This is a genomic window from Mycobacterium sp. OAE908 (assembly GCF_017872775.1).
In the GTDB taxonomy this organism is placed as follows: domain Bacteria; phylum Actinomycetota; class Actinomycetes; order Mycobacteriales; family Mycobacteriaceae; genus Mycobacterium.
Window position 1 is genome coordinate 2,315,839 of sequence record NZ_JAGGJL010000001.1, and the last position, 12,940, is coordinate 2,328,778.

10 protein-coding genes are annotated in these 12,940 nt (G+C 65.7%); 8 read left to right on the forward strand and 2 right to left on the reverse strand.

All coding sequences use genetic code 11. The features are described from left to right. The first annotated feature begins 200 nt into the window (after nucleotides 1-200). Nucleotides 201-1,199 (forward strand): hypothetical protein, encoded by a 999-nt coding sequence (locus J3E61_RS11350; RefSeq protein WP_210083613.1) that lies wholly within the window; start codon nucleotides 201-203, stop codon nucleotides 1,197-1,199. On the opposite strand, the gene J3E61_RS11355 is transcribed toward J3E61_RS11350, so the two are convergent. After that, a complete protein-coding gene (locus tag J3E61_RS11355; RefSeq protein ID WP_192725787.1) occupies nucleotides 1,187-1,813 on the reverse strand; it encodes a TetR/AcrR family transcriptional regulator in 627 nt (208 codons plus the stop codon). The two genes, J3E61_RS11350 and J3E61_RS11355, sit on opposite strands and share 13 nt — an antisense overlap. Before the next feature lie 82 nt (nucleotides 1,814-1,895). Here J3E61_RS11355 and J3E61_RS11360 point away from each other — a divergent pair, with 82 nt between their 5' ends. Continuing rightward, entirely contained in the window at nucleotides 1,896-2,795 is a 900-nt protein-coding gene (locus J3E61_RS11360; protein ID WP_210083614.1) for a DUF2236 domain-containing protein, read from the forward strand. Here the strand turns inward: J3E61_RS11360 and J3E61_RS11365 are convergent. Beyond that, a complete protein-coding gene (locus J3E61_RS11365) occupies nucleotides 2,792-3,382 on the reverse strand; it encodes a class I SAM-dependent methyltransferase (RefSeq protein ID WP_210083615.1) in 591 nt (196 codons plus the stop codon). The two genes, J3E61_RS11360 and J3E61_RS11365, sit on opposite strands and share 4 nt — an antisense overlap. A 48-nt stretch (nucleotides 3,383-3,430) precedes the next feature. Between J3E61_RS11365 and J3E61_RS11370 the strand changes: the two genes are divergently transcribed. The 6 genes from J3E61_RS11370 (at nucleotide 3,431) to J3E61_RS11395 (ending at nucleotide 12,939) form a co-directional block, all read left to right on the forward strand. Then, nucleotides 3,431-4,324, forward strand: coding sequence for a class I SAM-dependent methyltransferase (locus J3E61_RS11370; protein WP_210083616.1), 894 nt, complete (start codon nucleotides 3,431-3,433; stop codon nucleotides 4,322-4,324). Between the two features lie 19 nt (nucleotides 4,325-4,343). Continuing rightward, nucleotides 4,344-5,399: a hypothetical protein gene (locus J3E61_RS11375; RefSeq protein ID WP_210083617.1), complete on the forward strand. Its 1,056-nt coding sequence runs from the start codon at nucleotides 4,344-4,346 to the stop codon at nucleotides 5,397-5,399. A 130-nt stretch (nucleotides 5,400-5,529) separates the two neighbouring features. Next, entirely contained in the window at nucleotides 5,530-7,299 is a 1,770-nt protein-coding gene (gene eccA, locus J3E61_RS11380) for a type VII secretion AAA-ATPase EccA (RefSeq protein WP_210085512.1), read from the forward strand. Further along, nucleotides 7,296-8,759, forward strand: a complete 1,464-nt coding sequence (eccB, locus tag J3E61_RS11385; protein ID WP_210083618.1) for a type VII secretion protein EccB — start codon at nucleotides 7,296-7,298, stop codon at nucleotides 8,757-8,759. The genes eccA and eccB overlap by 4 nt, the downstream gene beginning before the upstream one ends. After that, entirely contained in the window at nucleotides 8,756-12,631 is a 3,876-nt protein-coding gene (gene eccCa, locus J3E61_RS11390; protein WP_210083619.1) for a type VII secretion protein EccCa, read from the forward strand. The genes eccB and eccCa overlap by 4 nt, the downstream gene beginning before the upstream one ends. After that, nucleotides 12,631-12,939: a PE family protein gene (locus J3E61_RS11395; protein ID WP_210083620.1), complete on the forward strand. Its 309-nt coding sequence runs from the start codon at nucleotides 12,631-12,633 to the stop codon at nucleotides 12,937-12,939. Before eccCa ends, J3E61_RS11395 begins: the two co-directional genes overlap by 1 nt. Nucleotide 12,940: the final 1 nt, after the last annotated feature.

Below are 12,940 nucleotides of genomic sequence, written 5' to 3' on the forward strand. Positions count from 1 at the left end.
TCTGCGCTGACCAGAGAACTAATAGCAAATCTGTTTACCTTTGCTAGAAACTTGGCAAAGGTTGACGGCATTCAGCGGTCGGCGCACGCTGATTACATTTGAACAGTATTGATACGTCCGAACGCGGAGCCGAACCTCATCGGGAGCTGGCCCATAATAGTGTGCTGTGTGATGACCAGCACACTATCACTCGAACATCGATGGTCCGCGGTACCGCGCTGCGTGGGCGAGTGGCGGCGGGCTGCACTGAGGCAATCGAGTCGTCCGGCGCCCTGGGGTGGCCGCCTCCACGCCGAGCTGTTCGGGAGATGCTGCAGCAGGGCTACCAGGGTGTCAGGCGGCGGGCATTCTTCGCTCAGCGCGTGTTGTCGTCCCCGTGGTCACGGGGCGACGACCGCTATGACGCTCTGCGTTCTCGTCATGCCGACAACCTGCCGTCGGTGTCGCCACAGCACAGTGGTGTCCTTGCCGACCTCCGTGGCGCCGGGGTCGCCATCCGTACTCTGGCGCTACCGCCCGCAACGCTTGAATCGGCAAGTCGCTTCGTAGGCTTGCTGCGCTCCAAGCAGACCAACGAACCATGTGCGAAGACGACATCTCGCGAATTGGCATGGGACCCTGAGCTATTCCTGTGGGGGTTGTCCGAGGATCTCCTCGACCTGGCTGAGTGTCACATCGGGCTGCCTCCGCGGTACCTCGGCGTCGAAGTCAAGCGCGAGATCGTGAACCCTGCCGCCGGACATAGTCACGCGGCCGTTCGCCGGTGGCATCTCGATCATGAAGATCGCAGGATCCTCAAGGTCATCGTCTATCTCAGCGACGTCGACAAGACGTCAGCACCCTTCGAATACCTCGACCTCGCGACCTCGAAAGCCTTTTTGGGTAAGCGAGGTCGCCCCTTCCGTGCTGTGCACCTGGACGAGGCGGTTCGTCGGGAGGTACCCGTGGTCATGCGCAGGCAGGTGACCGGTCCAAGGATGACGACCATCTACGTCGATACGGGTCAGGTGCTGCACCGCGTCGTCTCCCCGGTTGAGTCCGAGCGCTACTCGGTCACCTTCGCGTACTGCAGCAGAAGCCCGCATCTGACCTACTCCCAGCTGATGCTGCCCGATGCCGCGCTGCGCGAGTTGTGCAGCCGTCTTTCTCCGCGACAACGGGAAGCGTTGTGCGGTAAACGTCTTGGTCAGGACTGGTAGAGATCTGGCACTGCCAGGCCGTCGATCATCGCGGCCAGCTGGTCGACGAGCTGGTCATTGGTGAGGGCGATGTCGCCCTCCATCCACGCCGTGACCATCTGTGCCACGCCGCCGACCACGAAATGCGAAGCGGCCTTGACGCGGTCAGTGTGCTGCGCGCCGAGGGTACCGGCATGCTGGAACGTCAGCAGCGCCATCAACGCGAACGACTCAGTGCGCTTGCGCGCCACCACGGGATTGGACAGCTGCGAGCTGAACACCAGACGACCGACCCGGCTGTCAGCGGCGATCGCCCGCACGATGTTGGCCATGCCTGCCCGGCTCTGTTCGGCCAGCGGCGCGGACGCGACGGCGGCTTGCGTCGTCGCCGCGATATCGGCGATCACCCAGTCGAACACCGCCGCGATCAGGTCGTCCTTGTCGGTGAAGCTCTCGTAGAAATAGCGCAATGCCACGCCCGCGCGACCGCAGACGCCGCGGACCGTCAGCTCTGACAAGTCGGTGTCGGAGCCGAGGATGTCCAGACCGGCTTCGAGGAAGCGTCGGCGGCGCTCGGCAACCCGGTCAGCCGCTTCGACGCCGCGGTAGGGCCGCACTTGAGCCATCGGGTCCATCTTGACACCGCCGAGGTCGGGGGAGCAATATATCTGGAAACAGATGTTCTCACATTTGTCTACAGCGTCTCTAGGTGGGTCAATGACGATCAGTGAGCCGGTGCAACACCATGTCGAGCGGCCAGTGAGCGAAGCCGCGCTGGCCGTACCGAAACCGCGCCGCCGCGGCGCCAGCCTGGACGACGGGCTGATGGGCGTGGCGCTGCTGGCCGGGCCTGCCAACGTGATCATGCAACTCGCGCGCCCCGGCGTCGGCTACGGCGTGATGGAGAGCCGTGTCGAGAGCGGTCGCGTCGACTTGCACCCGATCAAGCGCGCCCGCACGACGTTCACCTATCTTGCGGTTGCACTCAACGGGTCGCCCGAGCAGAAGGCGGCCTTCCGGCGCGCGGTGAACCGGGCGCACGCACAGGTCTATTCGACCGACGAAAGTCCGGTCAAATACCACGCCTTCGACAAGGACCTCCAGCTGTGGGTGGGTGCCTGCCTGTACAAGGGCGCGGTCGACATCTATCGGTTGTTCGTCGGCGAGATGGACGAGGAGACCGCCGAGCGCCATTATCGCGAGGGGTCGCCGCTCGGTACCACGTTGCAGGTGCCAGAAGACATGTGGCCCAAGGACCGCGCCGCATTCGACCGGTACTGGCGCGAGTCGCTGGAGCAGGTGCACATCGACGACGCGGTGCGCGAATACCTATGGCCGATCGCGGCGGGGCGGGTCCGCGGCGTCACGCTGCCGACGCGGGTACAGCGTGCACTGGACGACTTCGGTCTGCTGATCACGACGGGCTTTCTGCCGCAACGCTTCCGCGATGAGATGCAGCTGGAGTGGAACGCTGCAAAGCAACGCCGCTTCGATCGCATCATCGGCGTCCTTCGCTTCGCCAACCACCTGATGCCGAGCTTCATCCGCAAGTTTCCGTTCAACGTCTTGCTGAAGGATCTCGACTGGCGGATCCGGACCGGACGCCCGCTCGTCTAGGGCGCCTGCCACTTCACGAACACGCGGCCCAGTGCAAGTAGCGATACCTGGGCGCCGGGTAGTTCTGCGAAGACGTGACGGCGCAACTCTGCGACGGTGTCATGCGGCGGCCACACCGTCGGCGCGGAGTGCTCCCATTTGCCACGCACCCGGATCGCCACGCCGCGGATCACCAGTGTGGCCAGCGCCCATGGCAAGTGGCGCCACCCCGGCCTGGCAAAGGTGACCACGGCCAGTGTGCCGCCGTGCTTGACCAGTCCGCGCAGGCACGCCAGCGCCGCGCGGGTGTCGGCAACGTGATGCAGCATCGCGTTGGACACGACGGCGTCGAACTCGCCCAGCTCATCGGCGAGGGCAAGGACGTCGCCGTGCCGCCACGTCACGGGCGCGTCGGGGAAACGTTGCCTGGCGCGTCGCAGCACCGGCTCATCGACGTCCACAGCGACGACGTGTGGGACCCATTGCGAGAGCCGAGCGGCCAAAAAGCCGTCGCCACAGCCAACTTCGAGCACCGACGAAGCGTGCCCAGGTACGCACTTTTCGAGTTTGCCGTCGTAGTGGATGTTGACATTCCACGGTTCTGCCACACATCCAGTCTGGCCGCGATGTCAGGATGCGCGGGTATAACCGGGTACGTGCGTACCGAAAATGACAGTTGGGACATCCAGAGCAGTGTCGGCTCGACGGCGTTGTTCGTCGCCGCGGCGCGGGCTTTGGAGGCGCAGAAGCCCAACCCCGCGGCGGTGGACACGTATGCCGAGGTGTTCTGCCGGGCCGTCGGCGGCGAGTGGGCAGACCTGTTGGACGGCGGTGCTCTCGAGCACCCGCTGAAGACCGAGTTCGGCGAGCACTTCGTCAACTTCCAGGGCGTGCGGACCCGCTACTTCGACACCTACTTCGAGGCCGCCGCCGCTGCAGGGGTTCGCCAGATCGTGCTGTTGGCCGCCGGCCTCGACTCCCGCGGGTATCGGCTGTCTTGGCCCGCCGGAACGGTGGTGTTCGAGCTGGATCAACCGCGGGTGCTCGAGTTCAAGCGCGAGGTGCTGGCGGCACACGGTGATGCGCCGACAGCGCAGCGTAAAGAGGTCGCGGTCGATCTGCGCCACGACTGGCCGCAGGCCCTGCGCGACAACGGTTTTGACCCATCCAAGCCGTCGGCTTGGATCGCCGAGGGCCTGTTGATCTACCTGCCCGCAACCGCGCAGCACCAGCTGTTCGCGGGCATCGACTCGCTGGCCGCACCGGGCAGCCACCTCGCGGTGGAGGAGGCGGTGCCCCTGGACGCTGAGGTCTTTCAGGCGAAGCGGGAAGAAGAACGCGCCGCGGGCGACGAGGACACGTTCTTCAACCTCGTCTACAACGAGCAGCACGCGCCCGCGCACGAGTGGTTCGGTAGCCGCGGCTGGTGGGCCGTCTCCACGCCGTTGCCGTATCAGCTGCGCGCCTTCGGCCGACCGGTGCCGGCCCCTGACTCCGAGGCGGGCGTGATGACCGGCAACATCAGCCTGGTCAGCGCGATCAAAGACTGAGCCAGACGAGACTGCGAGGGTGACCGATCTCGATCTGACGAAGCAGGTGGGCGGGCGATTGCGCCCACGGGCGACGCGGCGCGACAACATCGTGATGTGTCTGTTGTCCGGCTGGCTTCTGGCCGGTCTGATCCTCGATGCCTGGGCGCACTCGAATCTGACGAATCTCGAAACGTTCTTCACACCGTGGCACGCCGTCTTCTACAGCGGTTTCACCGCAACCGCCGCATGGGTGCTCCTGATGATCGTGCGAAACGTTCGGCAGGGCAGATCGGGCGTCGGCGTGATTCCGGTCGGCTACGGATGGACCGTCGTCGCGCTGGCAGTGTTCGGGGTTTCCGGTATCGCCGACGGTGTATGGCACACCGTCTGGGGCATCGAAACGACCATCAACATTCTGTTCAGCCCGAGCCACCTCGGCCTCGGCGCTTCGATGGTGATCATCGTGACGTCGCCCTTGCGGGCCATGTGGTCGGATCCTGATCTGCCTGCAGCGCCGTCGTTTCGGCAGTTCTGGCCTGCGGCGCTGAGCGCTGGCATGGCCGTCGCGCAGGTTTTCTTGTTCCTGGGCTACGGAGATGCGCTGAAGTACCGCGCCGACTGGATCGTCAACGGATTCTCGGGCGCTCAGCAGGCTGCGTCGGTGCTCGCGGCCAAGCTGATCATCTCCAACGTCGTGCTGCTGGCGCCGGTGCTGTTCCTCGCCCGGCGCTGGCAGATCCCGTTCTGGACGGTGACCGCGGTGTGGCTGCCCGCCATCGGACTCGCAGGAGCCGAGACCGAGGCGCGCAACCCTGGCACTCTGCTGACGCTCGTTGCCGCAGGTCTGCTGGCCGATCTGTTTGCGCGCTGGTTGCGTCCCGCCGCCGACCGGCCTGGCGGGTATTGGCTGTTCGGTGCGGGAACTGCATTCGTCACCTGGGGGCTCTACATCGCGGTCGCGTCGATCACCGTGGGTCATACACCCGCGGTCGTCGAAATGTGGACGGGCGCACCGATTGTCGCCGGGTTGGTGGGGTGGCTGCTGGCGGTGCTGCTGCTTCCAGGAGGACGCGAAGCGCGCGCCACGACGTAGGTACGTCTCGACACTTAGCTTATGCAATGCTAACTTCAGCCGAGTTAGCTAAGGCAAGGCTAAGTAAGGAGGCGTCGTGGGGAGTGACACTCTGGCGGCTCCGCATGCCTTGACCCGGGTCGATCGCGACCTGATCAGCCGGTTCGCCACCTGTTGTCGCGCACTCGGCCTGTCCGTTCACGGCCGGCAGCGTCCACCCGACCTGCCCGCCGCCCGATCCGGCTTCGCGGCGCTGACCCACATCGCGCACGAGCAGTGCGATGCCTGGACTGGCCTGGCCGCAGCGGGTGAGGCGGACGCCCATGTCGTCGAATCGGTCTGGCGCACGTCGGCCACTGCAGGACTGCTTCAGCGGCAAGCCGGTCTCGCGCCGCGTGCCCTCGTGTTCACCTACGACACCGGCCTCTACCTCCAGCTGCGCGCATCCGATCCTGACGACTTCCAATTGGCCTATGCGGCAACTCTTTCCAACGCAGGCAACTATGCCGATGCCGACCGGCTGGTCACCGAGGTGCTCGAACGCCGACCCGGCTGGCTGGACGCGACGTGGCAGCGCGTGGCCATCTTTTACCGCGCCGAGCGGTGGTCGGACGTCGTGCGACTGCTTACCACGGTGGTCAACGATCCGTCACTGGACGACGTCTTCAGCCACGCCGCCCGGGTGACACTCGGCATCGCGCTGGCCCGGCTGGGCATGTTCGCTCCCGCACTGTCGTATCTCGAGGAGCCCGAAGGGCCTGTCGCGGTCGCCGCCGTTGACGGGGCGCTCGCCAAGGCGCTCTCGCTACGCGCTCAGGGTGAGGACGACGAGGCCAACGACCTGTTGCAGGACCTGTACGCGGCCCATCCAGACAACGCGAACATCGAAGAGGCCCTGTCGGATTCGTCGTTCGGGATGAGGACCACCACCGCTGCGCGCATCGACGCCCGCACCGACCCGTGGGACCCGGATTCAGAACCCGACGAAGCCGACTTCGTCGACCCGGGAGCCAAGGAACGCAAGGCGCACCTGCTGATCGAGGCGGAAGCCGAACTCGCCGAGTTCATCGGACTCGAGGAAGTCAAGTATCAGGTGGCGCGGCTGAAAAGCTCAGTGGCCATGGCACTTCGGCGCCAGGAGCGCGGTCTTACCGTCGCGCAGCGCACCAACCACCTGGTGTTCGCGGGGCCGCCCGGGACCGGTAAGACCACGATCGCGCGTGTCGTCGCGAAAATCTACTGCGGGCTAGGGCTTTTGAAGAAGGAAACCGTGCGCGAGGTGCACCGCGCCGACCTCATCGGTCAGCACATCGGCGAAACCGAGGCCAAGACCAACGCGATCATCGACAGCGCCCTGGACGGAGTGCTGTTCCTCGACGAGGCTTACGCGCTGGTGTCCACCGGCGCCAAGAACGACTTCGGGCTGGTGGCCATCGACACCCTGCTGGCCCGCATGGAGAACGACCGCGACCGCCTGGTGGTCATCGTCGCCGGCTACCGCAAAGACCTCGACCACTTCCTGGATACCAACGAGGGTCTGCGCTCACGGTTCACCCGCAGTATCGACTTTCCTTCCTACTCAGCGGCTGAACTCGTCGAGATCGCGATGCGGATGGCCGAGAAGCGCGACAGCGTATTCGAAGACGCAGCGCTCGCCGACATGGAGGCGCTGTTCGGTCACCTCGCCGATACGACGACGCCGGACGCCGCGGGAGTCGCGCGCCGCAGCCTCGACATCGCAGGCAACGGCCGTTTCGTCCGCAACCTCGTCGAGCGGTCGGAGGAGGAGCGCGAGTACCGACTCGACCATTCCGACGCGGAAGAGTTCACCGACGACGAACTGATGACGATCACTGCAAAAGACGTCAACTCCTCTGCTGCTCCGCTGCTGCGCGGGCTCGGGCTGTCGGTGCCAGGGTGAGCGGGCGCGATCGCCGGGAGTTCACGTCGCGCACTCCGGTCAACGAGAACGCCAACCGCGTGGTGCATCGCCGCGGTTTCGTCACGCGGCATCAAGTGTCGGGCTGGCGATTCGTCATGCGCCGCATCGCCTCTGGTGTCGCACTGCATGACACCCGAATGCTGGTCGACCCGTTGCGCACCCAGACCCGTGCCGTGCTCGTCGGCGCACTGGTGTTGACCACCGGCCTCGCCGGTTGCTTCATCTTCTCGCTGATCCGGCCCTCGGGTGTGGCAGGCAACGATGTGGTGCTGGCCGACCGGTCCACCGCGGCGCTGTACGTCAAGGTCGGCGACCAGCTTCACCCGGTACTGAACCTCGCCTCTGCACGGCTGATCGCCGGGCGGCCGGACAACCCGACAACCGTCAAGAGCGCCGAGCTCGACAAGTTCCCCCGCGGAAACCTCCTCGGCATCCCGGGTGCCCCGGAACGGTTGGTGCAGAACGCATCTCGCGACGCGCTGTGGACAGTGTGCGGCGATGCGAATCCGGGGGTCACGGTGATCGCCGGATCGCTGGGAACCGGCGGTGAACGCGCTTCTGAACTGAAACCGCTGCACGCGGTCCTCGCTTCGAACGAGGGGCGCACCTGGCTGCTGTGGGACGGCAGACGCAGCGCGCTGGACCTCGCCGACCGTACAGTGACCGATGCGCTCGGCCTCGGTACCGACATTGCGGCGCCGCGGCCGATCCCCGTCGGGCTGTTCAACGCAATCCCCGAGGGTCCCGCACTGACCGCGCCTGCCATTGCCGGCGCAGGCGGAGCCCCTCGCTTCCCGCTGTCTGTTCCTGTCCCGGTTGGCGCGGTCGTCGTCGCATATGAAGCCGACAACACCATCCGGTATTACGCGGTACTGAGTGACGGGCTGCAACCGATTTCCGAGGCGCTTGCCGGGATTCTGCGCAATACGAACTCCTTCGGTCTGGAACAGCCACCACGTCTCGGGGCTGACGAGATCGCGCGGATGCCGGTGGCCCGCGGAATCGATACCGATGCATATCCGTCGGAGAAAGTGACCCTCGTCGACATGGCCAAGGATCCCATCACGTGCGCGCAATGGGCGAAACCGGAAGGAGCGCAGGTGAGTTCGCTGACGTTGCTGACCGGCGCCGCTGTGCCAGTACGTGACGGCTTGCATACCGTGGAACTCGTCGGCTCACCTAACCGGGTCTCGCTTTCGCCGGGCACCGGCTATTTCGTCGACAGCAACTCGTCGCTGTTCTGGGTCAGCGACACCGGCGTCCGCTACGGCATCGAAGATTCGAAAACCGCTGCGTCGCTTGGCCTGACGGCCCACCCCTTGCCGATATCGTGGTCGGTGCTGTCCCAGTTCGCGGCGGGACCGACCCTGTCACGCGCCGACGCGTTGTTGGCACACGACGCCCTGTCGCCCGACGGTGTGGGGAGGCAAGCGCCATGAGCAGGTTGATCTTCGAGACTCACCGCCGGCTGGCCCCACCGGCCACCCGCACCGGCACCATCACCATCGAGCCGCCGCCGGAACTACCGCGGCAGGTGCCGCCGTCGCTGCTGCGCCGCGTGCTGCCCTACCTCATCGTGCTGCTGATCGTCGGAATGATCGTGGCCCTGGTCGCCACCGGTATGCGGCTGATCTCGCCGCAGACGTTGTTCTTCCCGTTCGTCTTGCTGCTCGCCGCCACCGCGCTGTACCGCGGCTCAGACAACAAGATGCGAACAGAAGAGGTGGACGCCGAACGCGCCGATTACCTGCGCTACCTTTCGGTGATCCGCGACAACGTGCGTGCGCACGCAGCCGATCAGCGCGCCCGGTTGGAGTGGTCGCATCCCGCGCCATCAGCGCTCATCGTGGTCCCCGGTACTCGCAGGCAATGGGAGCGCGACCCACACGACGACGACTTTCTCGTGCTTCGCGCCGGGCTGCACGACGTGCCGCTCGACACCACGCTGCGCGTGAAAGACTCCGCCGACGAGATCGACCTCGAACCCGTCTCGCACACGACGTTGCGTGGTCTGCTCGACACTCAACGCACGCTCCACGACGCACCGGCGGGTATTGACCTGACCAAGCTGTCGCGGATCACGGTGCTCGGCGACGACGATGAGGTGCGCGGGGTGCTGCGGGCATGGATCGCACAGGCCGCCACCTGGCACGACCCCACGATATTAGGAATCGCTTTCAGCGGACCGGATCTGGAAAGCGACGACTGGTCCTGGCTGAAATGGCTGCCACATGTCGACAACCCCGGCGAGGCCGACGGGGTCGGGCCCGCTCGCCACCTGCACACCGATGCGTCCGAGTTGCAGCTGCCTGACGGCTCGGCGAAGCACTGGCTGGTGGTGCTCGACGATCCCGACGCGGACCCGCGGCCACTGCTTTCTGCAGGCGTCACCGTCATCCACCGTTCGGCGAACCCTCCTCACCGAGAACAATATTCCGACCCCGAGCGGCCGATCCTGCAAATAGCCGGCGGTTCGATTCAGCGCTGGCACAGCGGCGACTGGCATGAATTCATCGACAGCGCAGACCATCTTGGTGCCGGTGACGCCCGCCACCTGGCACGGCGGCTGTCGCGGTGGGAATCCAACCCGAACCATTCGCGTGCCACCAGCATCGGCGGGACCACCTTTAGCACGCTGCTCGACATCCCTGACGCCTCGGCGCTCGACGTCGCCACGCTGTGGGCGCCACGCCACCGCGATGACGAACTCCGAGTCCCGATCGGGGTCACCGCCACCGGCGAGCCGCTCTACTTCGACCTCAAGGACGAGGCCGAAGGCGGGATGGGGCCGCACGGCTTGATGATCGGCATGACCGGCTCGGGCAAGTCGCAGACGCTGATGTCGATTCTGTTGGCGCTGTTGACCACTCATCCCGCCGACCGGTTGATCGTCATCTACGCCGACTTCAAGGGTGAGGCGGGCGCCGACATCTTCCGCAACTTCCCGCAGGTGGTCGCGGTCATCTCGAACATGGCCGAGAAGCGGTCATTGGCCGACAGGTTCGCCGACACGCTGCGCGGCGAGGTGGCTCGTCGCGAACAACTGTTGCGCGAGGCGGGCCGACGTGTACAAGGCAGCGCGTTCAACTCGGTGACCGAGTACGAGAATGCGATCGCCGCGGGCCACGAACTGCCGCCGCTGCCGACGCTGTTCGTGGTGGCCGACGAGTTCACGCTGATGCTCGCCGACCATCCCGAGTACGCCGATCTGTTCGATTACGTTGCCCGCAAGGGACGCTCATTCCGCATCCACATTCTGTTCGCGTCGCAGACACTGGACGTGGGCCGGATCAAGGACATCGACAAGAACACGTCCTATCGGATCGGCTTGAAGGTGGCCAGTCCCAGCATCTCCCGGCAGGTCATCGGCGTCGAGGACGCCTATCACATCGAGTCGGGCCGCGATCACAAAGGCGTCGGGTTCTTGGTGCCCGCGCCGGGGGCGGTGCCGATCAAATTCCGCAGCACGTATGTCGACGGCATCTACGAACCGCCGCGTGTGGACAAATCCGTTGTCGTTCGAGCTATTCCGCGTCCGCAGCTGTTCACCGCCGGTCGCGTCGAACCTGAGCCCGACACGGTGATCCTCAAAGATCCTGACGTCGACGTGCTTCCCCCGCGCAAGCTGATCGCCACCATCGGCGAGCAGTTGGCGCAATATGGTCCCAAGGCTCCGCCGCTGTGGCTGGAGCCGCTGGACGAGCCGATCGCCCTCGCCGACGTGGTGCACCGCTCGGGGGTTGCCCCTCGACAGTGGCGGTGGCCGCTCGGTGAGATCGACAAGCCCTTCGAGATGCGTCGCGACCCTTTGGTGTTCGACGCCACGTCGGCGGGTGCCAACCTGGTCATCCACGGCGGGCCCAAGTCCGGAAAATCGACTGCGCTGCAGACCTTCGTCTTGTCCGCCGCGGCGCTGCATTCCCCGCGGGACGTCACGTTCTACGGCCTGGACTACGGCGGCGGTCAGCTTGCACCGCTGAAGGATCTCGCGCATGTCGGCAGTGTGGCCTCGCCGCTCGAGCCGGAACGCATTCGACGTACCTTCGCCGAACTCGAGCAGCTGTTGCGCTCGCGGCAGGCGCGCGGGGCGGACGATCGCGACGACGGCTACGGCGAGGTGTTCCTGCTCATCGACAACCTCTACGCATTCAGCCGCGACAACACCGACGCCTTCAATACCCGAAACCCATTGCTGGCCAAGGTCACCGAACTGGTCAACACCGGAATGCCCTACGGCATCCACGCGGTGATCACGACACCGAACTGGATCGAAGTGCCGCTGGCCATGCGTGACGGGCTCGGGCTGCGGCTCGAGCTGCGGCTCAACGACGCACAGGACAGCAATGTGCGCGTGCCGGGCGCGCTGCGCAGACCCGCTGAAGCCGTGCCTGCCGACCAGCCAGGACGCGGCCTGACCATGGCCGCCGAGCACTTCCTGTTCGCCCGCCCCGCGCTGGAGTCCATCGCGGCCATCAACGCCCAATATCCCGACGTCACGGCACCCCCGGTCAGGTTGCTTCCCGCCAACCTGGCACCTGCGACCGTTGCGCCGCTCTATCCGGCAGCTGACCGCGTGGTCATCGGTCAACGCGAGGAAGACCTGACCCCGGTCGCCGTCGACTTCGCCGACAACCCGTTGTTGATGGTGTTCGGCGACGCAAAGTCAGGTAAGACGACGCTGCTGCGGCACCTGATCCGCACTGTCCGCGAGAACTCACGGCCGAATGACGTCGCGTTCACGGTGATCGACCGGCGGCTGCAGCTCGTCGACGAGCCGCTGTTCGCCGACAACGAGTACACGCCCAACGTCGACCGGATTCTGCCTGCCATGCTCGGGCTGTCGGCACTGCTCGAAAAGCGCCGTCCGCCCGGCGGATTGAGTGCCGCCGAACTCAGCGGCTGGACGTATCAGGGTCATACCCATTACCTGATCATCGACGATGTGGACCAGATTCCCGACACGCCCGCCGTGACGGGTCCGTACGCAGGGCAGCGCCCGTGGACGACGCTGATCGGGCTGCTGTCCCAGGCGACCGATCTCGGTTTGCGGGTCATCGTCACCGCGCGTGCCGCCGGTTCGGCGCATGCGGTGATGACTGCGCCACTGCTGCGTCGGCTCAACGATCTGCAGGCCACGACAATCATGCTGTCGGGTAACCCGCACGACAGCGGCAAGATTCGCGGGCACCGGTTCAGCCGCCTGCCCGCGGGGCGCGGCGTCCTACTCACCGACACAGAAACTCCAATCTTCGTTCAACTCGTCAACCCACTTGTGGCCGAGCATGCCTCGCATGGAAAGGAATACAGCTGATGACCCTGCGTGTGGTACCCGAGGGCCTGACCGCCGCCGGCGCGGCCGTCGAGGCGCTGACCGCTCGGCTGGCCGCCGCGCACACTGCCGCCGCGCCTCTGGTGACTGCCGTTATCCCGCCAGCCGCCGATGTCGTATCACTGTCCACTGCAATGGGATTCAACGCGCACGCCACAGCACAGCAGGCGATCGCGGCGCAGGGCGTCGAGGAACTCGGTCGATCCGGGATTGGTGTTGGCGAGTCCGGTGCCAGCTATGTCACCGGCGACGCATTGGCGGCTTCGTCGTACCTGATTGCCCGCGGCTGAC

What these genes read in the sequence shown, in the direction of transcription:
- J3E61_RS11350 (WP_210083613.1), top strand. Translation starts at nt 201, where the DNA reads ATGGTCCGCGGTACCGCGCTGCGTGGGCGAGTGGCGGCGGGCTGCACT.
- J3E61_RS11355 (WP_192725787.1), bottom strand. Translation starts at nt 1,813, where the DNA reads ATGGACCCGATGGCTCAAGTGCGGCCCTACCGCGGCGTCGAAGCGGCT.
- J3E61_RS11360 (WP_210083614.1), top strand. Translation starts at nt 1,896, where the DNA reads ATGACGATCAGTGAGCCGGTGCAACACCATGTCGAGCGGCCAGTGAGC.
- eccCa (WP_210083619.1), top strand. Translation starts at nt 8,756, where the DNA reads ATGAGCAGGTTGATCTTCGAGACTCACCGCCGGCTGGCCCCACCGGCC.
- J3E61_RS11395 (WP_210083620.1), top strand. Translation starts at nt 12,631, where the DNA reads ATGACCCTGCGTGTGGTACCCGAGGGCCTGACCGCCGCCGGCGCGGCC.